Below are 23603 nucleotides of genomic sequence, written 5' to 3'. Positions count from 1 at the left end.
CTCTTTTAGTTAAACACTTAGTGTTGCCAATTTAAACCAAAAAGAATGTATAATATTATTTAGATAGCTATTAAATAATAAAGGAGGTAAGTATGAAGCACGAGTGGAGAAAAAAAGAAAAGGAATATTACATACCAAAGCAAAAACCGCAGTTAATAGAAATACCAGAGTTTAAATTTTTTACTATAAAGGGGCGAAGTAATCCAAATAGTGAGGAATTTAGTGAAGCTATAGGAGTGTTATATTAATTAGCTTATACAGTTAGAATGATGCATAAAAGTGATAATATACCAGAAGGATATTTTGAATATACAGTATATCCTCTAGAAGGATTATGGGATTTAAAAGAAAATGGAAGAGGGCTAGAATATTTAGATAAAAATGAGCTAATATATACACTAATGATTAGACAACCTAGCTTTGTAAATGATGAAGTATTTAATAGAGCCATGGAAAAAGTAAAAAGGAAAAAGCCACATAGATTATTAGATAAGGTGAAATTTGAAAGTATTAAAGATAGTTTATCTGTACAAATGTTACATATTGGATTTTATGATGATGAGCCTATAACTTTTGAAATCATGCAAAAGTTTTGTGATGAAAATAATTTAAGATTAAGGACTAAAGTTCATAGAGAAATATATTTATCAGATTTTAGAAAGACTGAACCTGAAAAGTTAAAAACAGTGCTTAGATACAAAGTAGAGAGAATATAAAATACATATTTAAAAATAAAAAATAATTTAATAATATAAAATATAGGCATTTAGTTTAAAGCTAGATGCTTTTTGATTGCAATTAAATTACAAATTTAAGTTTAAAAAATTTTAAAATAAAATGAACCGTTTGTTCTATTAAAACATCTAATTAGTGTAAAGCAAAGAAATAGCGCTATAATTTGCAAGGAAAGGTAGGAAGTATATTGAATAAAAGTACATTTATAGAGAAAGTTCTTGAAGCTGAACATACTTTATATCATGTTTCTAAGTCAATCTTGATTTATGACCAAGATTGTGAGGATGCAGTTCAAGGAGCAATTTTAAAAGCTTATGATAAATTGAATACATTAAAAGAAGAGAAGTATTTTAAAACTTGGTTAATTAGAATACTTATAAATGAATGCTATAGTTTAAAACGTAGAGCAAGTAAAGTAGTACCTTATGAAGAATGCATTGAAGTCTACAATGATGATAAAAAAGACTATAGTGAACTATATTTGGCTATTTGTAAATTACCTCCACGAATTCGTATTACAATAGTTCTTTACTATATAGAAGGGTATTGCGTGGATGAAATTAAAGAAATTTTAAAAATACCTTCAGGAACTGTAAAAAGTAGATTATCAAAAGGAAGAAAGCTATTAAAAATAAAGTTAAAAAATATGGAGGTAATTTATGAATAAAAAAAATTTAAATAATATTTTTTTAGATACACCACAAAGTTTTAAAAATATGGTAAGAGATACTTTAGATAACTTACCAGAAAAAAGGGGGAATAGTGAAATGGAAGATAGAAAAGTGTATAAGAAGGTATCGGCTAAAAAAAGGATTATAGCCGCTTTAGTGGCAACTATGGCATTAGGGACAACTGTATTTGCAGCAGGGAAAATACTTTCTATAGTTGGACACTCTAGTAATATACCAATTTATACTGATATGCCAACAGATAAAGAAGTAAAAGAAGATTTTGGTTTTGAACCAAAGTTAGTAGATAAATTTAGTAATGGATATGTATTTGAAAATGGATACACTACAAATTATGAAGGTATCGATGAGGAAGGAAGTTCACTTGAGAAGTCAAAAACAATAGATTTTGTTTATAAAAATGGCAAGGATAAAATAAATCTTTCAATGCAAGAAGGAATATTAGGTGAAAAATCCAATAGAGAAACAGTGGTTGATACTTATAAAGGTATAGAGATATATTATAATGTATATAAAAATAAGCTTGTACCAGGTGATTATGAAATGACAGAACAAGATAAAAAAGATGAGTTATCTGGTAAATATGTGTTTAGCTATGGATCTAAAGAAATAGAGGTAAGTGAGGTTAAATATTTAAATTGGAAGCAAAATGGTATTTACTATAATTTCCTAGTTAGAGATGGCAATTTATCACAAGATGAATTAGTTAAAATGGCACATGAAGTTATAGATACTAAGTAGAGTTTAAGTTATAATTAAATATGATAATTTATACCTACAATATAATTATATTGTAGGTATAAGACGTTTAATATAAAACTAGGGGGAAATTAAATGCGCAAGAAAATAATTAATACTCTATTTATTATGGGATTTATTTTCTATTTATTGTTTATTTTGTGGAATATTTTGTTTAAATATGTATCTCCATTAGAGATATTCAGTAATGATAGGTTTTTTTCACAGACACTTAATATAATTCCATTTAATGATATATTTAAGGGTAAATTTAATAAAATGGATATATATGGGAATATAATTTTATTTATACCATTTGGGATATATATAAATATGATAATAAAGGATGTAAGGATATCTAAAAGTATATGTATAATAGTTATAATAAGTTTTATATTTGAAATTAGTCAATATATATTAGGTATAGGTGCTAGTGATATAACTGATATTATAACAAATACGATTGGTGGGATTATTGGAATAGGTATTTATACTATCATTAAAAGTATATTTAAATATGATAATAAAGTAAAAAGCTTTATAACTATCTGTAGTACTATAATTATGTTGATTGTATCTATTATATTAATAGGGATATTTATGTACAATTAGATTATAGTAAAAAATATAATAAGTAAAGCTAAGTGTTTAAATATAATATTTAAAGATATAGGTTGTATAGTCTGCTATGACTAAGATGCTTATATCTTTTTTATTTACTATATTTATTAAGCTAATAAAATCTTATTTGATTTAAGAGTAAGTTTAAAAGCTAAAGAAAATTATTGAAGTATTCTCTTAGTATTATATATAATATATATTAAGAAATATAGTTAGAATTATAATGATTAATTTGGGTATAAATTATTATAAAAAGTGAGAATATTAAATAACTTACAGATTCTTACTCAAAATAGGGATATTCATATCAAATTTTAAATAAATAGGAGAAATTAAAATGAGACCAACATATGAACAAGAAGTTAAAGCATTAGAAGAACATTTAAAAGGCTTATCTAAGGAAAAATTAGAAGAATTAGTTTATTTAGTTGACGAAAATACAGATGATAGAATGTGTATAGGTGGAGTTAATTTTTTTAAGGTTGATATTATAAGGATAGTGGAAGCACTTGAAACTAATACAGAATTGTAGGATAGTGTAAAAATGGAAGTGATTTAAAACTTCCTTTTTTATTTGTATTAAAAAATTTTAACTGGGAAAAGAGAGTATATAAGGACATTAAACTTAAAATGATATCATAAGCAATAAAATTTATTTTTATAGAAATTATGAAAAAGGACTATATCTAAGTAGTTATAGCCCTATATAAAATTTAATTAACCACTTAAATTAAATTTTAAGAATATACAATTATACTTCTAAATTCGTTTTATTGCTGATTAGTACAACCATTATTCAGCGATAATTATATTATGTTCTTGAGCTCTAAATTTTTCTACCAATTCTATATCAATGTTAGAATCAGTAATGATACAATCTATACTTTCAAGAGGGCAGACTGTTATAAGTGACACTTCATTAAATTTAGTACTATCAGATAAAACCACAACTTCTTTTGAACAATCTTTCATTTTATTATGTATAACAACTTCATCCATTCTTTGGTCTGTTATACCATTTTCTAAGGAAACGCCACATGTTGTTAAAAACATCATATCCAGATTTATTTTATCCAGTATAAGGGTAGCGAAATCAGAAACAAATGAATTTTCATCAGGGGTAAGTACTCCCCCTGTCGCAATTACAGTGAATCCTTTTTTATCAACTAGCTCATAAGCATTTATTAAAGAATTAGTAACTATTGTAAGGTTATTAAATTTTTTCTTTAGAACCTTAGCAAGCTCATAAGAGGTAGTCCCAGAATCTAGTCCAATTGATTGACCTTCTTTGACTAATTCAGCAGCTTTAAGGGCTATAGATTGTTTCATATCAGAATTTTGTGATTGACGAACTTTAAATGATATATATACATCATCATCATTATCATCAGGTTTTACATCAGATTTAGGAATAGCTCCTCCATGAACTCTATCTAAGTATCCTGCCTCATCAAGATATTTAAGATCTTTTCTTATAGTTTCAGAAGAGGCATTTAATTCTTTTTTTAAATCAGATGTTTTTACTATACCATCAAATTTTAGCTTATCTAAAATTATGGCATATCTTTCTTCAGCTATTATAAATACCACCTCCAGAATAAATTTAAAAATATTGACATCAAAAAATGTTGATTTAATTGGATAAAAACAATTTTAGATTGTATATTTTTGGTATTAATTATAAATTATATATCAAAAATTTATAAAAATCCACTTATTATAGAAAAAAGTAATGGAAAAAGGATAAAAAGCTATAAAAAACAATATAAAAAGCTATAAAAAACAATTTAAAACAAAAAAAAACAATTTAAAACTTGTATTTACAAAAAAAACCAATTATAATTATAACCGTAACAAGAAAAGGGTAAATATATTTAACCTTGAAAACGATTTTATAAAATTAATCATGGAGGTTTAAGATGAACGAAAAAGAATTACAAATAAAAACAAAGTATGCTTGTAATAGGTGGTTTACATTTGCAATTCTCGTACTAGGTGCAGGAACTATATTTAAGCTTAGTTCACTTAAAGATGCATTTTACATACCTATGCAACAATATATGGGATTAAATCATACTCAAATAGGTATGGCCTTATCTACATATGGGATGGTACAAACGGTTGGATTAATATTCTCAATTTATTTAGCAGATAGGTTTTCTAAGAAATATATGATATCTTTCTCATTGATAGGAGTAGGACTTGTAGGTATTTATTTATCAACATTTCCTCCGTATGCAGGATTTTTAGCAGCATTTGCCGTACTTGCTATATTCGGAGAGGTTATTTATTGGCCAGTACTTTTAAAAGCAGTTAGACTTATAGCTACTGAAAAAGAGCAAGGTAGAATATTTGGTTTTTTAGAAGCTGGACGTGGTATAGTTGATACAATAGTAGCATTTTCAGCTTTAGCTATATTCTCAGCAATGGGTGAAAGTGCACAAGGTCTTAAAGCTGGTATACTGTTTTTTTCAGCTGTTGTTATAGTAGTTGGGATAATATCGTTTTTTACAGTTCCACATGATGAAATAAAGGAAGTAAATGAATCAGGCGAAAAAATTGGTAAAAATGCAGCTGCATTCCAAGGCATGATTAATGCTATAAAGATGAAAGAAATATGGGTTGTTGCATTTACAATATTCTCTGTATATTGTGTATATTGTGGCCTTACATACTTTATACCATTTTTAAGTGATGTATATGCTATGCCAGCAACATTAGTAGGGGCATATGGTATAATAAACCAATATGGACTAAAGATGGTAGGAGGGCCAGTGGGAGGATTCCTAGCAGATAAAGTTACTAAATCTACAGCTAAATATATAAGAGCAGCATTTGTTGTAGCAGCAATAGCTATGACAATAATAATATTTTTACCTCATGAATCAATGAGTATATATACTGGGATGAGCTTAACACTAGGATTTGGAGCTATAATATTCACAATGAGAGCAGTATTTTTTGCTCCAATGGATGAAATAAAAGTACCAAAAGAAATAAGTGGTGCAGCGATGTCTATAGGATCTCTTGTAGGGTACTTCCCATCAACATTTGCATACACTCTTTATGGAAGTATGTTAGATAAAAGTCCAGGATTATCAGGATATAAAATGGTATTTATGACAATGGTAGGATTCTCAATTTTAGGATTTTTTATAAGTTCTTACTTAGTTAGAGTTATAAAACGTAAGCAAGCAGAAGATGCAAGATAAGTATAAGAGATATGTTAAATAAAAAATTAAAAAATTTTCTATAACCTGTGGATATATCCATAGGTTATAGAAGTAATTATATATAAAATCATAGAACATGTATTATTTAAAATAGGAGAAAAATAATATGAAAAATATAAATATAAATGGTTTTAAGAGAAATGGAGAATGGTTTAAAGGAAATTTACATAGTCATACTACAGTTTCAGATGGAAAATTAACTCCACAGGAATCAGTGAATCTGTATAAAGGAAATGGATATGATTTTATGTGCTTAAGTGAGCATGATATATACACAGATTTTAGAGGAGAATTAAATAGTGAAGGATTTATAATATTACCTGGGATAGAATGCTCAAGTGTATTATATGATGAGGATAATCAAAGAAAAAAAATACATCATTTGCATGGATTATTGGGAACTACAGAAATGCAAGAAAAGGCTAAGGGTAAGCTTTTCAAACATATGGAAATTTTAGAACCTCTAGTATGGGAAGGTGCTAAAACCGCTCAAGACATAGCTAATCTTATGGAAGCTAAGGGGTGTATATCAACTTATAATCACCCTTTATGGTCAAGAGTAGACCAAGAAGATTTTATAGATACAAAAGGAATCTTTGCTTTAGAAATATATAATCATGGTACAGTATTAGAAAGTAATACAGGATATGATACAACTCATTGGGATACTATGTTGAGAAAAGGAAATAAAGTATTTGCATTTGCATCAGATGATAATCATAATGAAGATTTCTTACCGGATTCATTTGGAGGATGGGTAATGGTTAAAGCTGAATCTCTAGAACATGATAATATAATAAATGCATTAATAAATGGAGATTACTATTCTTCATCAGGTCCTCAAATATATGATTTTGGTATAAAAGATGGAGTTGCATATGTAGAATGTTCTCCTGTAAATCATGTCAACTTTATGTCTGGAAATGCTATAAATGGTGGTTTTTCATATTGGGGAGAGCCTAAAGAAGATAGTATTACAAGAGCAGAGTTTGAGCTAAGAGGAAATGAAACATATATAAGAATAGAATGTGTTGATAAATATGGTAAAATAGCATGGAGCAATCCTATATTTATAGATGATATAAAGTCAAAATAAATGTATTGACATTGAGAGGGAGAAGTATGGAAAATTTGGAACTTTTTTTGAGACAGCTTGCAAGTATCTTATGGGGAAATTGGTTATTATTTACCCTTTTAGCAGTAGGTTTATTATATTCCTTTGCAACAGGATTTGTTCAATTTAAAAATTTTCCGTATATAATAAACCAGACAATAATAAATCCTATGAAGCAAAATTTTAAAGGAGATAAATCAAGTTCTGAGGGGTCTATAACGTCATTTCAAGCAATGTGCACAGCTTTAGCAAGTTGCGTAGGTAGTGGAAATATTATAGGTGTTTCTACTGCACTTGCATCTGGGGGAATAGGTGCAATTTTTTGGATGTGGGTAGCTGCATTTTTAGGAATGGCAACTAAGTTTGGGGAAATTATTTTAGGTATTTTATATAGAGAAAAAAATAATAAAGGTGAATATATAGGCGGACCTATGTATTATATTTCTAAAGGGTTAAATCTACCTATATTAGGAAGTATAACTGCTATACTTATGACTGTTCAAATAATAGGTGGTAATCTTATACAATCTAATACTATATCTAGTGTGATGAAGAATACATTTAGCGTATCTCCATTGATAACTGGTATATTATTAGTTACTATAGTTTTTACCATAGTTTATGGTGGACTTAAAAGATTAGCAACTGTTACTCAAAAAATTGTTCCTATAATGGCTATATTCTACATATTGTTTGGCTTATTTTTAATATTAGTTAATATAGATAAAGTTCCAGGTGTATTAGAGGATATAATTAAAAGTGCATTTACATTTGAAGCTGGTGTAGGTGGTATGGCAGGTCATACTATCAAAGAAGCTATGAGATTTGGTGTAGCCAGAGGCTTATACTCAAACGAAGCAGGGGAAGGTTCTGCTCCAGTAATTCATTCGGCAGCAAATGTAAAACATCCTGTAGAACAAGCTATATTTGGTGTTACTGAAGTATTTATAGATACAATTGTAATATGTACCATAACAGGATTGATTTTAGGATGTACAGGTGTATTAAATAGTGGTGAACATCCATCTATTTTAGTAATAAATGCGTTTAAAACAATACATCCATTAATGGGGTATATTGTATCTTTAAGTTTAATTTTATTCTCATTAACTTCTCTTATGAGTCAGTGGTATTTTGGATATGTAGGACTAAATTATGTACTGGGAGAAACTGTAGCAGTTAATTTCAAATATGTTTTTCCTATATTTAGTATTATTGGAGCATTAGTTAGTATGGATATAGTATGGCTGATACAAGATTGTGCTCTTGGGCTTCTTATAATACCAAATCTTTTAGCATTGATTGTATTAGTTCCAAAAGTAAAAAAAGCCACTAATGAATATTTTGCTTAGTATTAACTTAGTAAATTAAATAATATAAGTAAACTTTAATTTTTATGGTAAAAAATAAAATAGTTAAAAATTTAAGCGATTTCAGTATAAATTTAAAGAATGCTATACTAAATTAAAAATTAATAAAAAAGGATAGACTTAATTTGTCTATCCTTTTTTATCAATTTTGATTCTTTAATAAATCCTTAATATCTCTAAGTAGCAAAACTTCTTCAGGTGTTTGAGCAACATTTTCCTCTTTAGTTGCAGCCTCTTCTTTTTTTCTAGTAAACTTTAACTTGTTTATAGCTTTAACAAATATAAAAATACAAAATGCTACTATTAAAAAATCAACTGAAGTCTGTAAAAAATTACCTACATTCAAAGTAACGGCAGGAATAGATCCTATAGATTCTTTTAATACTATCTTATACTCTGAAAAGTTTATTCCACCAGTAGCCATTCCTACTATTGGCATTATAATATCATTGACTAAAGAAGTGACTATTTTAGAAAACGCACCTCCGATAACAACACCTACTGCTAAATCTATTATATTTCCTTTAACAGCAAATTCTTTAAACTCATTTAAAAATTTATTCATAATATGACTCCTTATCGAATTATTGATTATACATATTACTATATAATAATAAAACTTACAAGGGGTGAAAAATTAAAATGAAAATCTAAATATAATTATTATAAAATTATAACTATATTTAAGTATACTTTGGCTATGAATTATCCAAAATTAGGATTCTTAGAAAAATAGTGAGGATTACAACTTATTGTAGAAAACTTTTATACTAATTAATAATTAAAAATCATATACTCAATTAGGACATATATATAATAGAGGTGGTATTATATGAAAAATATATTAGTTAGTAAAATTAAAATAACATTAAATCTATTAATTTTAATAATTTCTTTATTATTAGTGGGGTGTTCTAATGCTGAAGAAAAACCTAGAGAAAAAACAAGTACTAAGTCAAATGTATCGGTAGAAGTCATGGAGGCAGCTAAAAAAGAAGATAAAGAATCAGCTAGAAAAACAGGTAAAGATTTGAAAATAACTAAAGACAGTAATGAATTAAAAGAAAAGACATTATTTATAGAAAAATCTTATGATACTTCTAAAGAAGGTATAGATGAGTTAAAATCAAAATCTAAAAGCAGCAAAATATACACAAATACGCAAATAGAAGGAAATGTATTATTATTACTTGAAACTGACGGAGCCATAAAAAATATACGAGTACATGAGTTAGGTGAAGAATTTATGGATGTAGGAGTTGATATAGATGCATACTTAGAAAAATATAGTGAACTTAATTATATAGAACTTGAGGATGTAATATTAGATAAAAATAATTCAATAATAATAAGACTACATGAACCAGAAACTATACCAAACTATTGCATAACTTGGACTGATGAATTAGGTAATAAAGGATACTATGTAGTAGCTTATGGATTTAATAAAGATGGAACAGAGATAGAAAGAGAAACAGTAAAAATAAATGTAGATAATAGTAAAAATGAAGATTTAAAACCTACTGAAAATATGACAAATAAACTATCAGAAGAAGAGGCTATTTATCTAGTTAAAGATAAATTAATAGGAGAAGGGTTGAATGCAAAAATTAAAGTAGATCATATAGAAGGTAATAATTATGTTATACAAGTTTATGAACTTGTTGAAATAGAGGGAGAGGGTTCACATATAGCTACTCTAGGATGGTATAATGTAGATATGTATACTGGGGAAATTACAAATTTATTTTAATATATCATTTATAAATTTACTTGTAAATATAAGTAAATATCTTATGGAAAATTTGAGAGTATATTTATATAGTAGATGAATATAAAAATGTTCAAATTACCTTTAAAAATATGACTATTGAGGAGATAAGTCTAGAAATACAGAGGGAGGTGGACATGAACTTGCTATTTGCAAGAGCTCTGTATAACTTCAAGGGGGGAAGTTTAATCTATTTTGACATGTAATATCTGTATTATTTTTTAGTGAAATTATGTAACTAAATATGGGATATATTATCTTATAATGAATATTTGGTTCATGGAACAATTAAGCAAATATTAAAACTATATTAAAAAAGGAGCGAATCTCGATTTGAGATACCTCCTTTTTTAATTATATTTTAATGAAGATTTTTTATTATCCAAATTTAATCTATTTCTAAAATAAGGTAATTGGGATAAATGGCTCAAGAGATAATTTGCAGAAAGTCCTATAAATATACCTGTAATAATACCTATTGTAGACAATACTGGAAGATATAGAAATACTCCAAAATTATTTAAAATAAGAGATGCTGCAAGTAATTGGCCTACATTATGAAATACCGCAGCACAAGAACTAACACCTATTACAGAAACATGTTTACCACCTAATTTTTTAGTAATTATAGTGGCAATAAAACTAAATATACCACCAGTAGCACTGTACAACAGTGTAGATATATTACCACCAAAGATTGCAGCTAAAAATACTCTTAATATAAGTATAATAAAAGAATCTTTATAATTATCTAATGTATAGATTGATATTATTATAATCAAGTTTGCAAGTCCAAGTTTAGCACCAGGAGTTACAAATGGAATTGGCATCATTCGTTCAATCAAGGATAGTATTAACGCCATTGACACGAGTAATGACATATAAATCATTTTAGAAGTTTTGTTTAATTTCATAATTAGTGTGATAGTATCATATCATCAGATGAACTATCTTTTTCAGCTCCTTTAATTTCAATTATTAATTCATTTGGTAGGCAAATAATATTTTCACCTACATTAGATATTTCACCTTGCTTTATGCAAAGCTCATCTTTGCAATTTGCTTTTATAATTTTTATTTTATTATCTTTTACTAATACATCATTAGTACCATGTTTAGATTTTATAGTAAAGGTTTTCTCATCTTTAAAAGAAGATAAAGGTATATTATCATAAAATTTACCATTAACTTTTATACTAACATAAGTTGAATTAAAATTTTTAGAAAGGGATTTTGAGAAAATTATACTCGGTACAAAAGATAAAATAAGTAATGATACAATAATAATAATATCAAGCTTTTTTAAACTTTTCATAAATGATTTCTCCTTTAGGTTATTCAAAAATATTAAATCTTCATATAATTGAATTTTAAAGGATATAAAATATAAATGGCAATCTAAAAAATATATTTTATAAAAAAATATTAATATGTTTACTAAATTAGAGTGTATAATCCCATTATAAATGGAATGTTCTTCAACTGAAGAAAAAATTTAAAACTCAAAGAGCAAAAAAACTACAAATTAAGTAAAAAGAAAAACTATTAATATATATAATTATTTTTATAACTAAATAATTGTTTAAATATTGACTTTGCAATCAAATAATGATAAATCTATATATAAAAGAATGTACTTATGTATCATAAAAATAAAAAAGGGTAAGTATTTTAATTATTGTGTATACAGAATATAGTTATAATTAGAGATTATAGGGATAGCAAATATTATTATATAAGGGGAAATTAAATATGGGCAGAAAAATGGTTGTTAGTATAATAATAATTTTAACTATCATTTTAGTGGGATGTCAAAAAGAAGAACAAGGTGAACAAATAGGAAGAACGGAAATATTTATGGGGACACCAATAACAATTACCTTGCATAGCGGGGGTAGCAAAGAAATATTAGATAAAGCATTTGGTAAAGTTTCAGAAATAGAAAACCTAGTGAGTATAAACAAAGAAGGTACAGAATTATATAAACTTAATAAAAATGCAGGTAAATCTTCAGTAAAACTAAGTGATACTAGTTATAAAATTATAAAAAAAGCAATAGAATATTCAAAGCTATCTGATGGTGGATATGATATTTCTATAGGTCCATTAGTTAAACTTTGGAGTATAGGCCTTGAAGGTGCAAAGGTCCCGACAAAAGAAGAAATTGATGAAGTTATAAAACTTATTGATTATTCAAAAGTAAAGATAAACGATAAAACCAAAGAAGTATTTCTAAGTGATGAAGGTATGATGCTAGATTTAGGAAGTATAGCAAAAGGATATACTGCAGATGAACTTGCAAATTTGTTAAGAGAAGAGGGTGTTAAAGAAGCTATAATAGATCTAGGTGGAAATATATATGCTCTAGGAAGTAAAGAAGGGAATAAAGAATGGAAAATAGGTATCCAAAATCCATTTGACGATAGAGGAAGTGTAGTAGGATCTATAGAAGTAGCTAATAAATCTATAGTAACAACAGGTGTTTATGAAAGATTTATAGAAGAAAATGATATAAAGTATCATCACATACTAAACCCCAAAACTGGATATCCTTATAAAACTGAAATAGCAGGTGTATCAATAATAGCTGATTATTCAGTAGATGCAGATGCTTTATCTACATTAGTTTTTACAAAAGGACTAGAAGAAGGATTTGATTTTGTAGAAAGTCTAGAAAATATAGATGCAATATTTATAACTAATGATAAAGAAGTATATATAACAGAGGGAATTAAAGAAACATTTAATATAATGGATAATGATTTTAAACTTTGTAATTAGATATTGGTGGTAGCGTAATATACATATAAGTAGTTCAAATTATTTTTATTAAATTGTGTATTTAAAGAGTATGTCAAAAGTTTTAAATAATTTATACATATCTAAACTAACTTTAAACCATCATCTTTTGAAGCTTGAAAAGTATTTATTATAAAATTTTGTGAAAATTTTTAATACTGCCTATTTTTTTTAGTTTGTTTACAATAAATTGCATAGGGTATAAAAAATTATACAAATCAACTTTAGGGGAGGTCTTTTTATGAATTACCAACTACAGCAAGTTCAAGTAATAAAAGCACTTGAGGAAAGAGGATTAGACAATATATTTACTATTTCAAGGGAAACTTCTAAAAGTGTACTTTTCCAAGCTAAGCAAACTTTAAAGAATGGTGATTGTATTATATCTTTAAGTTTAAATGGTGGTAACTTAGCTCCTATATATTATTGTATAGGTAGATTAGATAATCTACATAAGAAGAATGACTTATTAAATCTTATTAATGCTTTTAATGAAGAAAATTTAGTACTTAATTTCTTTTTACATGAGGATAATACAATAATGGCTAGAATCACTTACATATCAAATGAAAAAAACTTTAATGCCTATGATTATGTATCTTTAATTGAAGTAGGATTTAAGTCTATAGAGGATAATTATTATGATAAAATAATGGATGCTTCAAAATAATAATATTATTAAAAGACTAATATAAAGCTTAAAATTACATATTTTAATAATTTAATAGTTTTTATAAATTATGTAGCTATAAAAATAGTAAAATATAACTCATATATTATATTGTTATTAGCAATGTAGTATATGAGTTATATTTTTGAAATTTATACCAAAAAAGTATAATACTTTGAAGTTAATATAATGAATTTTATAAGTATAAAATCAATCGCTAGAAATCATAGAGATAGAATTATAAAAAATAATTTTGAGTTAGGAAAATTGTAACTTTGAAAAATAGGCTTTATTTATACAATAAAGTGCTATAATTATTTTGCGTACTTATCTATAAATTTAAAAATTCTAAAAAAATACTCATTACCAGTATCATCATATCCACCAATATGATTATTACCATCTATAATCCAAAGCTCTTTTTTGTTATGAGGAATAGATTTATATATTTCTTCACTATTATCAGAAGCACACACCTTATCGCCTTTCTCATGAATAAGCATTATAGGAACAGTTGAATTTTCAACAGCTTTATAAGGCATAACATCATCAAAATTAAATCCAGAATGAAGCTTAGTATAAATATCACCCCAAAAACTAATATAGCTAGTAGGAATAAGAGGAATATTTTCTGCCTCGATACCTAATCTAACAGCATCTTCCATTTTAGAATATGGGGAATCTAATATATAAAAATCAACATTTTTATCCTTTTCATTTAAAGCAACGTGCATAGTGGAAGTAGCAGCTCCCATAGAAAATCCATGAACACCTATTTTTCCATCAGGGTATATTTTCTTAATATATTTAACAGCACTATCTAAATCATATCTTTCATAAAGTCCAAAACTATAATCATCACCACCACTTTTTCCTGTGTGTCTTTGATTGTATACTAATACGTTATATCCATTATCTAAATAGTTAAAAGAGTATCTTAGCATATCATAATAAGAACGACCAATACCATGAACCATTACTATAGTGTTATTAGTTTTCTTATTAGACTTTATAAGTAAAGATTCTATTTTATAATTGTTTTTAGTTTTAATCATTAAATTTTCATGTTTATAGTTTTTTAACTTATCTAAAGGTTTATCATGTTTTTGAGAGAATACTTCAACTATATTTTCACTTTTATTAACTTCAGATGAACCAACAGATCCGTAATACACTAGTTTTCCTAAGTAGTAGGAACCACCTAGTAGAGATAACACCATTATAATGGCTATAAATAACACTGTCTTCTTAGATGTCTTTTTCATTATGTCTCCTTTTTAATCTAGTTTTAGTACTAGATACTAATATCTATTATAACTTAAATTATTATATAGTAATATCTATATATTTTCAATATGATAAATATTAAATTTAATTTATTTAAAGATATATATTTGTATAATCTGTAGTATTAAGTTCATAATACCAATAAAAAGAAAAAAGGAGATTTAAAATTGATAGATATAAATACACTTTATCTAGAATCAAAAAAATCTATAAAGTCATACAGAGAATATAGAGAAATAAGTAAGATACTAAATGATAAAATATTTGATTATCTAGAAACTACCCCAAAAGGGTTAAATGATATTAATATAATGGGATTACTTAAAAATAATAGAGTATATTTAGATAAGAATATAGAATTTGACTACTGTCATGACTTTATATTATATGAAAAAACTCTAAATAATAAAAGCGGAGTGGACTTATTTCTAGAAAGTCATAAATTAGAAGACAAATCAGAAATAGAGCTTATAGAATCAATGAAAAACTCAAAAACTTCTCTTTACAAAGTAATAGATATAGATAAAAAAGACTTTAAAATTAAAATAGAAGATATAAATACAAAAGAAATAATAAATATAATAGATATATCTCTTTCAAGAACTTTAGATAAAGACCATTTGGTATTTACAAGAATAATAAGCATAGGTGATGTAAATTTTACATCAGGAATGGTTATGTTATTTAATCTTAATCATATAGATTTTTTAGAAAGAGTAGCAAAAAAGGAAATGAAAAAACTAAATATAGAAAATGAAAATGTTAAAAGATTTATAACATTTTTTTATTTATCTAGACAACATGGCTACAATATGACACTAACACCTACAACGTAATATTATAAAATTGATATATAAAAAGGGCATGGATACTCTGCTATTATATCTTAAAAAAATTAATACTATATTAAAACATATTCTAAAAATTAAAGCATTTGTCAATTTATGTTAAAAGAATAATTTATATGTTATAATTTAGGTAAAGATATTTATAAAAGGGGGCTTTTAGTGAGGGTGAGAAATGTCTTTAATAATTCCATAGAACAAAAAAGAATAAGTATGGTAATAATACTTTTAATATCAATGATAATATTTAGCTTATACATAATGAGGTTAAATTTGCTTGTAAACGAGGGAGTATCATTTGAGCTTACCAGGTCTTATTTTATAAGATTTTTCAATGCCGTTTTGTCAATACTAGGTATTTTAAGTTGTATTATATCTTATAATAGTAACAAAAAAAAGGAATTGTTTATAGTTGCATTAATGTACACTATATTTTTTATAGATATATTTGTATCAAACCAAATATATATTAAAAGTGATAAAACATATACATATTTTGCAATAGGAACATCTTTTATAAGGCTTATAGTTATGAGCATAGCAGCTAGTAACCTAGAAAAATTAAAAAATATAATTGATGAAAATAAAATAAAGGCTACATCAATAATTGTATTGATAACGTTTTTATTTATATACTTAGAGTATAAATATAATTTATATAATAATTTTCTAGATATTAATTTTATAAAAAATTATAACATATCATTATTTATAATATATTTAATTATATCAGGGATATTTTTCATAAAAAGTATAGTTAAAAAAGATTATATATATGGGGTAATAGGTTTTAGTGCCATAATGTTTTCTATAAAATCTATATATGATTATAGTAGTTTGATAAAACATAATGAAGAAATTAGCTTAACTGCAACATCGGTAATATATATGGGTTTTATTATATTTATAATAGGTCTATTTATAGAACTTAGTCAAAATATAAAGATGAATAGAAAATTAGATGAACAAAGGGACTTATTTTTTAAAATAGTAGAAGAAAATGAGTACAGTAGTATTGTTATATGTGATGAAGAATACAATATAAAATATGCTAATAAAAGAGCTAGAAATAATAACCTAAAAGCATTTAATATTAAAGAATCAAAAGGAGATAATGATAAACATAACTTAAAGTTTATACATTCAAGCAAATCAGTCCTTGATAAAGTTGAAAAAAAACTTAGAAAAGATGAAAATTATAGTGAAAGTATATACATACAAGAAAATGATATGATAGTAGATGTTTCTATACAGGAATTTGAAAAAAATAACACCATATACAAGTTGGTAAGATTAAAGGATGTATCTGAAAAGTACAAAATGGAAAAAGCATTACTAGAGTATGAAAATATAAGACAACAAGAACAAATTAAAACAGAATTTTTTGCTAATATAAGTCACGAACTAAAGACACCATTAAATATAATATACTCGACTATGCAATTATTAACGGCTAGTACACAAAAAAGTGATTTTAAAAATATATACTTAAGGTATAAAGGTTGCTTAGATATAAATTGTAAAAGAATGCTTAGGCTAATAGATAATATAGTAGATGTTACTAAGTTTGAAGTAGGATATAAGGTTCCTCAGTATGGAAACTATGATATAGTGGGAATTGTTGAGGGGATAACTACATCTGTTATAAACTATGCTAGTATTAAAAATATAGAAGTTATATTTGATACAGATGTAGAGGAACTTGATATAAAATTAGACCCAGACATGATGGAAAGAGTTATGTTAAATCTGCTATCAAATGCTATAAAATTTAGTAATAAAGGTGGTACTATCCTAGTAGATATATCAACTAATAAAAAATGGGTTAAAATAAAAGTAAAGGACGAAGGTATCGGTATACCTTCTCATATTAAATCAAGGGTATTTGATAGATTTGTTCAATGTGATAAATCTTTGAGAAGAGAAAATGAAGGTAGTGGCATAGGATTGAGTATAGTAAAATCTATAATTGAGCTGATGGATGGCAAAATTTACTTAAAAAGCGAGGAAAATATAGGTTCAGAATTTACTATTTTGCTACCTAATAAAGTATTAAAAGAATACAATCAAAATAAAGTTATACATAAAGATTATGATATAGATATACAAAGAATACAATTAGAATTTTCAGATATATATGAGTTATATAATGAAAGTTCTTATATACTATAAAGCTTTTTAATTATAATAATATATTTACAATTTAGCATAAATATTATTAATAATATTTAAAACAAAGGAACTAGATAGATGAAAAAGATAGTATTTAGATGGATAGTATTTTTAACAGTACCATCAATAGTTCTAGTAACTTATGTACTATCAACTAGGGTTGGAGTAAAATCTTATGAAATCGAATTTTTAATAATGCTAGGGCTTTTTTTAGGTATAATTATAGGTGGAGTTTATGAAGGGATTAGAATAATAAAATTAAAAAAATAAACTAAGAAGCTATATATAAAATCTAATGTTTATATATAGTTTTTTAGTATGGTAAATAATAAGATATATTATTAAATATAATCTAAAAAACAAAAATTTACAATTTATATGATATAATCACATATCATAGTATTGAAGGGGGATTTTAATGAAAAATTTTAATGTTTTTGAGGATATAAGAGAAGAAAATAAAAATAATATGATAATTATATTTCTAATATCTATTATAGTATTTGGGGTTTATATAATAAGATTAGGATCACTTATAGATGGACAATCAAATTTTGAATTCACAAGATCAGAGTTTATAAGGTTTTTCAATGCGATTTTAGCTGCATTAGGAGTTTTAAGTTGTTTACTATCATATAGTAGCAATAAGAAAAAAGAGTTATTTTTAATATCACTAATGTATATAGTTTTTTTATTAGATATATGTATTTCTAATCAATTAAACTATGAAAGTAATAATGTTGAGGTATATCTTGCAATAGGGACAACGTTTATAAGAGTTGTAATCGCACTTATATCTATTAGTAACATGGAAAATCTTAAAGGCTTTATTATAGAAAATAAAGTTAAAGCATTTATAATAGTGGTAATTAGCACTTTTATGGTTACGTATATAGAGTATAACTACAAAATTTCAGAAAGTATAATGAATATGGAATTTTTCATAGCATATAATATACTACTATTTTTTATATATTTATTTATAGCTGTTATTTTTTATATAAAAAGTATATCAGAAAAAGAATATATATATGGAGTAATAGCATCTAGTATACTCATGTTTGCAACAAAGTCTATATATTCTATAGCAAGTTATATATATACGAATGATGAAATTAGATTAACATCAGTTTCAATAACTTATATAGGTTTTATAATGTTTATATTAGGGTTATTTATAGAACTTAGCGAAAATGTAAAGAAAAACAAAAAACTAGAAGAGCAAAAAGGTCTATTTTTTAGTATAGTAGAAGAAAGTAAACATAATAATATAATAATCTGTGATGAAAAATATAACATTAAATATTTAAATAAAAAGGCTATATCAAGTAGGAAGGAAGAGTATTCAGATTATTTATGCCGTGATAGAGAATATAAACTTAATATTGACAAGATATTTAAGGGAAAAATATTTTTTTATGAAATAGAAGAATGTTTACAAAAATATGATCATTATAACAAAGAAATATACATAGAAGGTGAAGATATATTCATAGATATATCTATACAATTATTTAAAAAAAATGATAAGAGATATAAAGTTGTAATTATTAAGGATGTATCTGAAAAGTATAAAATGCAAACAGCTTTATTAGAATATAAAAATATGAAAAAAGAAGAAAGAATGAAAAATGAATTTTTTGCTAATATAAGTCATGAACTTAAAACTCCTTTAAATATAATATATTCAACTATGCAACTATTAAATTATAGCTTAGATAAAAATAACTTTAAGGAAATATACTTAAAATATAAAAATAGCTTAGATATAAATTGCAAAAGAATGCTTAGATTAATAGATAATATAGTGGATATAACTAAATTAGAAGTAGGGTTTAAAGTTCCAGACTTTAGTAACTATGATATAGTAAGACTTGTTGAGGGGATAAGTACATCTGTTGTAAATTTTGCTAAGGTAAAAGAAATTGATGTAATATTTGATACAGATGTAGAAGAGCTTAACATAAAATGTGATCCAGATATGATAGAAAGAGTCATGTTAAATTTATTATCAAATGCTATCAAATTTAGTGATAATGGTGGAATTATTTTAGTAGATATATCAACTACAAACAAGTGGGTAAGTATCAAGGTAAAGGATGAGGGGATCGGTATACCTATTGAGATTCAAAATAAGATATTTGATAGATTTGTCCAGGGTGATAAGTCATTAAGAAGAGAAAATGAAGGTAGTGGAATAGGGTTAAGTATAACAAAATCTATTGTTGAGTTAATGGGTGGTAATATAAACTTAAAAAGTGATGGGGTAAGAGGAACAGAGTTTACTATTTTATTACCTAATGAAGTTTTAGAAGAGGAAAATAGCAAAAAAATAGTAAATAATGTTTACAAAGTAGATATACAAAAGATACAGCTAGAGTTTTCAGATATATATGAACTTTATGATGTAGTATAAATATATTTAGTGAAATAATATCAAATTAAAATTAATATAATAAAGAGTATAATTAAGTATCCAAAAGCTGACTACTAAACTTAATAGGAGTCAGCTTTTTTAATTAGCAAAATACCCTAGTTTAATATTATACAGAAAAGACCTCATATAAATACCTTTTACGTGTTTTCGATATAGGGTCTTTTTTGTACTTATTTTAATCATTTAACTAAGATTATAAGATTTAATTTTATGAAAAACTTTTAATGATTGTACAAATATGAAAAAACCAATAACTATTCCAAGAGATATTCCTAAAATTATCATAAAAGTTTCCATTCCCTTTTGTCTAAATACATTCATATTCATACTTATTGCTGCTAACATTGTATAATAAAAGCTACTACCTGGAAGTAATGGAACAACTGAAGGAATTAAACAAATATTAGCTGGTGTTTTTAACACACGTGCCATAATCTCAGAATATATACATACCAATATAGCAGATAAAAAATTTGCTAGAAATAAACTATTGCTCATATTCAAAACGAATAAATACATTATCCATGAAATAAATGCACCAAATGAGATTGGTATTAACTTTGACTTATCTACATTAAAGTAAATAGCAAAGCCAACTGTACCAGAGACAGCCGTTATAATTTGTATTAAATTACTATCCATAATTAAAATCCTCCAAGACTATATATGAAAAATACCAAATACTACAAGAGATAAGCCAAATCCTAATGCAACGGATAATGCAATTAAGACAGACTCAATTATTCTATAAAGACCGGCTATAATATCTCTATAAAATATATCTTTAACACCATTTACTAGCGCTAATGTAGGAATAAATAACATTATATTTCCTATCATAATTTTATCTACATTTTGTCCTAGTCCAAATTTAACTAAAATTATTCCGAAACATCCTGTTATAAAACTTAAAATCATTGTATATATCAAATTATTAGAACCATTCAAATTACAATATTTTTCCATAAAGAAAACAATCCCACCTATTACCCCTGCTAATATACCATCTAAAAAGCTTCCTCCAAAAAATATAGCAAAGGATAGAGAAGATAAAATATATCCAACACAGTTATAATAGCCGGAATTGACTGAGGAAACAGCCTTTTTAGTCATATACTCAATATCTTTTATATTTGGGGCATTTTTACAAATATATCTTGATAATTCATTTAAAGACTCTAATTTTCCTAAGTTATTTGATACCTTTTCTATTCTTACTGATTGAGTAGAATGATATCCTTCTTTAGTCTTTATAGTTGCAATTATTAAGGTTGTTAAAGCATAAATTTCTACATTATCTATACTATAAGTCTTACAAATACGTCTAATACTATCTTCAACTCTCCATATTTCAGCACCAGCACTTAACATTGATTTTCCAATTTCAAGGGCAACACTTAATAAATATTCACTTTCTCTCTGATTCATAATATATATCTCCATCAAATATATGTCTTAATTTTAGTACTTTAGTTTAATAATATCTAAATACATACTTATACTACTCAAATGGTTGATTTATGTAACTTCATCAAAAAATTTATAAAATACAATTCATCATTAAAAAACTCATGATGAAGCCATATGTATATGAAAATATATAAATTCATAAAAATTAGATTTATAATTTAAATTCGAAATTCCAGTCTTGGAATTTAATTTTTCCTTAGTAATAAAAAAATTTATTTTACCCATATCATACCTTCTTTTTTTATTAGATTTAAATCTGATAAGAAAAAACTTACTATGATCTCAATTATTTGTTAATGAAGTTACTTAAGCTTATGAGCTATATAAATAGTAACTATATTTACAATATATATTGTAAAATTTTGTATTTTTATGTAAGAATTTCACGACATATAGTATAACACAAAGTAGATTAAAAATATATTCTCTTATATATAAGTAATTTGAAAATAGAATTGATAATATTTAATGTGTAATCTATACTTAAAAGGTAACTAGTTAAATACTCAGATGATAATGAAATAATGCAAAAAAAGCATATATCTAGGCAATGTTTTTTTATTGATTTAAATAATATATCAATAGGTGAGAAATTAATTAAAAGGGGAAAATTAATTATGCATGAAAAGTTTAAAATATTAAGCAATGATGTAAAAATACCTTTAGTTGGTTTTGGCACATACAAGTCAGGAAATGATGAAGAAACGGCTAGATTAGTAATAAAGGCTTTAAATGCAGGATATCGGATGATAGATACTGCCTATTTTTATGGAAATGAAGTTGGCATAGGTAAAGGGATAAAAGATAGTGAAATAAATAGAGAAGAAATATTTTTAGTAACTAAGCTTTGGAATGATGACCATGGATATGAAAAAACTATTGAAGCTTTCAATAAATCACTAAATAATTTGCAAGTAGATTATATAGATTTATATTTAATTCATTGGCCAAATAAATTAAATAATGAAACATGGAAAGCATTTGAATACTTATACGAAACAGGAAAAGTAAAAGCTATAGGTGTATGCAATTTTAAAGTAAATCACTTAGAAGATCTAAAGAAAAGCGCAAAAATAATGCCAATGATAAATCAAGTAGAAATTCATCCTTTTAGTACTAAAAATGAAATTTTAAATTACTGTAAAGACAATAATATTCAAGTTATTGCATGGAGCCCTATAAGTAGGGGGAGGGTATTTTCTAGTGATTTAATGGTAAACTTATCAGAAAAATATAAAAAAACAATAGCTCAAATAGTATTGAGATGGCATATACAAAGAGGAATTATACCTATACCAAAATCGTCAAATGAAGATAGAATAAAAGAAAATATAGACATATTTAACTTTGAAATTTCAAATGAAGATATAGAAGCTATTAATTCATTAAATGAGGGCGATTATGTATCTGTATCAAAGCCTCCGATTAATACTATATATAGCAAAGTAGTTAAAAACATATCACTATAAGTGATGCGGTTTTTAACTTATAAATAAATGTATTATGTGTAATATGTCAAAAAAGAAAGTACTAATTATGAGTTTTATAAAAGATTTAGTTTTAATATTATTATGGATATGAAAATATTTATATAGTATTAAAATATAAATATAATTTAGAATAATTATGCTATACTTATTATTAACAGATTA

General features: G+C 25.4%; 24 protein-coding genes. 17 read left to right on the top strand and 7 right to left on the bottom strand.

Translation table 11 applies throughout. From position 1 onward, the window contains the following. Positions 1-92: 92 nt before the first annotated feature. The 6 genes from ABHC41_RS02545 to ABHC41_RS02520 all read left to right on the top strand — a co-directional run bounded on the left by ABHC41_RS02545 (position 93) and on the right by ABHC41_RS02520 (position 3315). Positions 93-248: a hypothetical protein gene (locus tag ABHC41_RS02545; RefSeq protein WP_330405564.1), complete on the top strand. Its 156-nt coding sequence runs from the start codon at positions 93-95 to the stop codon at positions 246-248. Positions 249-266: 18 nt separating this feature from the next. After that, a complete protein-coding gene (locus tag ABHC41_RS02540; protein WP_330615383.1) occupies positions 267-716 on the top strand; it encodes a GyrI-like domain-containing protein in 450 nt (149 codons plus the stop codon). Positions 717-922: 206 nt separating this feature from the next. Beyond that, a complete protein-coding gene (locus tag ABHC41_RS02535) occupies positions 923-1402 on the top strand; it encodes an RNA polymerase sigma factor (protein ID WP_092927140.1) in 480 nt (159 codons plus the stop codon). Further along, positions 1395-2165, top strand: a complete 771-nt coding sequence (locus ABHC41_RS02530; RefSeq protein ID WP_195580859.1) for a hypothetical protein — start codon at positions 1395-1397, stop codon at positions 2163-2165. Before ABHC41_RS02535 ends, ABHC41_RS02530 begins: the two co-directional genes overlap by 8 nt. A 93-nt stretch (positions 2166-2258) precedes the next feature. After that, the gene (locus ABHC41_RS02525; protein WP_092927136.1) at positions 2259-2774 is read left to right on the top strand and encodes a VanZ family protein; all 516 of its coding nucleotides are present in this window, start codon (positions 2259-2261) and stop codon (positions 2772-2774) included. 346 nt (positions 2775-3120) lie between these two features. Then, positions 3121-3315, top strand: coding sequence for a hypothetical protein (locus tag ABHC41_RS02520; protein ID WP_092927134.1), 195 nt, complete (start codon positions 3121-3123; stop codon positions 3313-3315). A gap of 260 nt (positions 3316-3575) precedes the next feature. Here the strand turns inward: ABHC41_RS02520 and ABHC41_RS02515 are convergent, their stop codons facing one another. Continuing rightward, positions 3576-4373 (bottom strand): DeoR/GlpR family DNA-binding transcription regulator, encoded by a 798-nt coding sequence (locus tag ABHC41_RS02515; protein WP_092927132.1) that lies wholly within the window; start codon positions 4371-4373, stop codon positions 3576-3578. Between the two features lie 329 nt (positions 4374-4702). Between ABHC41_RS02515 and ABHC41_RS02510 the strand changes: the two genes are divergently transcribed. From ABHC41_RS02510 to ABHC41_RS02500, 3 genes are all read left to right on the top strand, one after another. Next, positions 4703-5995 carry an MFS transporter gene (locus ABHC41_RS02510; RefSeq protein WP_166504931.1) on the top strand — a complete coding sequence of 431 codons (1293 nt, stop codon included), beginning with the start codon at positions 4703-4705 and terminating at the stop codon, positions 5993-5995. A gap of 127 nt (positions 5996-6122) precedes the next feature. Continuing rightward, complete coding sequence (locus tag ABHC41_RS02505) at positions 6123-7112, top strand: PHP domain-containing protein (RefSeq protein WP_166504932.1); 990 nt, start codon at positions 6123-6125, stop codon at positions 7110-7112. 26 nt (positions 7113-7138) lie between these two features. Further along, positions 7139-8482, top strand: a complete 1344-nt coding sequence (locus ABHC41_RS02500; RefSeq protein WP_195580860.1) for a sodium:alanine symporter family protein — start codon at positions 7139-7141, stop codon at positions 8480-8482. Positions 8483-8642: 160 nt separating this feature from the next. Here ABHC41_RS02500 and mscL read toward each other — a convergent pair whose 3' ends face one another. Then, entirely contained in the window at positions 8643-9065 is a 423-nt protein-coding gene (mscL, locus tag ABHC41_RS02495; protein WP_092927124.1) for a large-conductance mechanosensitive channel protein MscL, read from the bottom strand. A 267-nt stretch (positions 9066-9332) separates the two neighbouring features. Here mscL and ABHC41_RS02490 point away from each other — a divergent pair, with 267 nt between their 5' ends. Beyond that, positions 9333-10253: a hypothetical protein gene (locus tag ABHC41_RS02490; RefSeq protein WP_092927122.1), complete on the top strand. Its 921-nt coding sequence runs from the start codon at positions 9333-9335 to the stop codon at positions 10251-10253. Positions 10254-10621: 368 nt separating this feature from the next. On the opposite strand, the gene ABHC41_RS02485 is transcribed toward ABHC41_RS02490, so the two are convergent. Both ABHC41_RS02485 and ABHC41_RS02480 read right to left on the bottom strand, forming a co-directional pair. Then, on the bottom strand, positions 10622-11152 hold the full coding sequence (locus ABHC41_RS02485; RefSeq protein WP_271892026.1) for a Gx transporter family protein: 531 nt from the start codon (positions 11150-11152) through the stop codon (positions 10622-10624). 35 nt (positions 11153-11187) lie between these two features. Further along, positions 11188-11586 carry a NusG domain II-containing protein gene (locus ABHC41_RS02480; RefSeq protein WP_166504936.1) on the bottom strand — a complete coding sequence of 133 codons (399 nt, stop codon included), beginning with the start codon at positions 11584-11586 and terminating at the stop codon, positions 11188-11190. A 437-nt stretch (positions 11587-12023) separates the two neighbouring features. On the opposite strand from ABHC41_RS02480, the gene ABHC41_RS02475 reads away from it, so the two are divergent. Then, positions 12024-13052, top strand: coding sequence for an FAD:protein FMN transferase (locus tag ABHC41_RS02475; protein ID WP_195580862.1), 1029 nt, complete (start codon positions 12024-12026; stop codon positions 13050-13052). A gap of 259 nt (positions 13053-13311) precedes the next feature. Further along, positions 13312-13740 (top strand): hypothetical protein, encoded by a 429-nt coding sequence (locus ABHC41_RS02470; RefSeq protein WP_092927114.1) that lies wholly within the window; start codon positions 13312-13314, stop codon positions 13738-13740. A 314-nt stretch (positions 13741-14054) separates the two neighbouring features. Here ABHC41_RS02470 and ABHC41_RS02465 read toward each other — a convergent pair whose 3' ends face one another. Next, positions 14055-15005 (bottom strand): alpha/beta hydrolase, encoded by a 951-nt coding sequence (locus ABHC41_RS02465; protein WP_271892025.1) that lies wholly within the window; start codon positions 15003-15005, stop codon positions 14055-14057. 189 nt (positions 15006-15194) lie between these two features. Here ABHC41_RS02465 and ABHC41_RS02460 point away from each other — a divergent pair, with 189 nt between their 5' ends. The 4 genes from ABHC41_RS02460 (at position 15195) to ABHC41_RS02445 (ending at position 20460) form a co-directional block, all read left to right on the top strand. Next, positions 15195-15863: a hypothetical protein gene (locus tag ABHC41_RS02460; protein ID WP_271892024.1), complete on the top strand. Its 669-nt coding sequence runs from the start codon at positions 15195-15197 to the stop codon at positions 15861-15863. Positions 15864-16034: 171 nt separating this feature from the next. Continuing rightward, positions 16035-18044, top strand: coding sequence for a HAMP domain-containing sensor histidine kinase (locus tag ABHC41_RS02455; protein WP_092927108.1), 2010 nt, complete (start codon positions 16035-16037; stop codon positions 18042-18044). A 78-nt stretch (positions 18045-18122) separates the two neighbouring features. Next, complete coding sequence (locus ABHC41_RS02450; RefSeq protein ID WP_092927106.1) at positions 18123-18314, top strand: hypothetical protein; 192 nt, start codon at positions 18123-18125, stop codon at positions 18312-18314. Positions 18315-18462: 148 nt separating this feature from the next. Beyond that, on the top strand, positions 18463-20460 hold the full coding sequence (locus ABHC41_RS02445; RefSeq protein WP_271892023.1) for an MFS domain-containing histidine kinase: 1998 nt from the start codon (positions 18463-18465) through the stop codon (positions 20458-20460). Positions 20461-20664: 204 nt separating this feature from the next. Here ABHC41_RS02445 and ABHC41_RS02440 read toward each other — a convergent pair whose 3' ends face one another. Together ABHC41_RS02440 and ABHC41_RS02435 are read right to left on the bottom strand one after the other, a co-directional pair. Beyond that, entirely contained in the window at positions 20665-21123 is a 459-nt protein-coding gene (locus ABHC41_RS02440; protein ID WP_092927102.1) for a threonine/serine exporter family protein, read from the bottom strand. Positions 21124-21141: 18 nt separating this feature from the next. Continuing rightward, positions 21142-21909, bottom strand: coding sequence for a threonine/serine exporter family protein (locus tag ABHC41_RS02435; protein ID WP_176698703.1), 768 nt, complete (start codon positions 21907-21909; stop codon positions 21142-21144). A 659-nt stretch (positions 21910-22568) separates the two neighbouring features. Between ABHC41_RS02435 and ABHC41_RS02430 the strand changes: the two genes are divergently transcribed. Then, positions 22569-23420, top strand: a complete 852-nt coding sequence (locus tag ABHC41_RS02430) for an aldo/keto reductase (protein WP_271892022.1) — start codon at positions 22569-22571, stop codon at positions 23418-23420. Positions 23421-23603 lie beyond the last annotated feature (183 nt).

The organism is Romboutsia sp. 1001216sp1 (assembly GCF_039841805.1).
Taxonomy (GTDB): domain Bacteria; phylum Bacillota; class Clostridia; order Peptostreptococcales; family Peptostreptococcaceae; genus Romboutsia_C; species Romboutsia_C hominis.
This window is presented reverse-complemented; position numbering and strand designations above follow the sequence as displayed.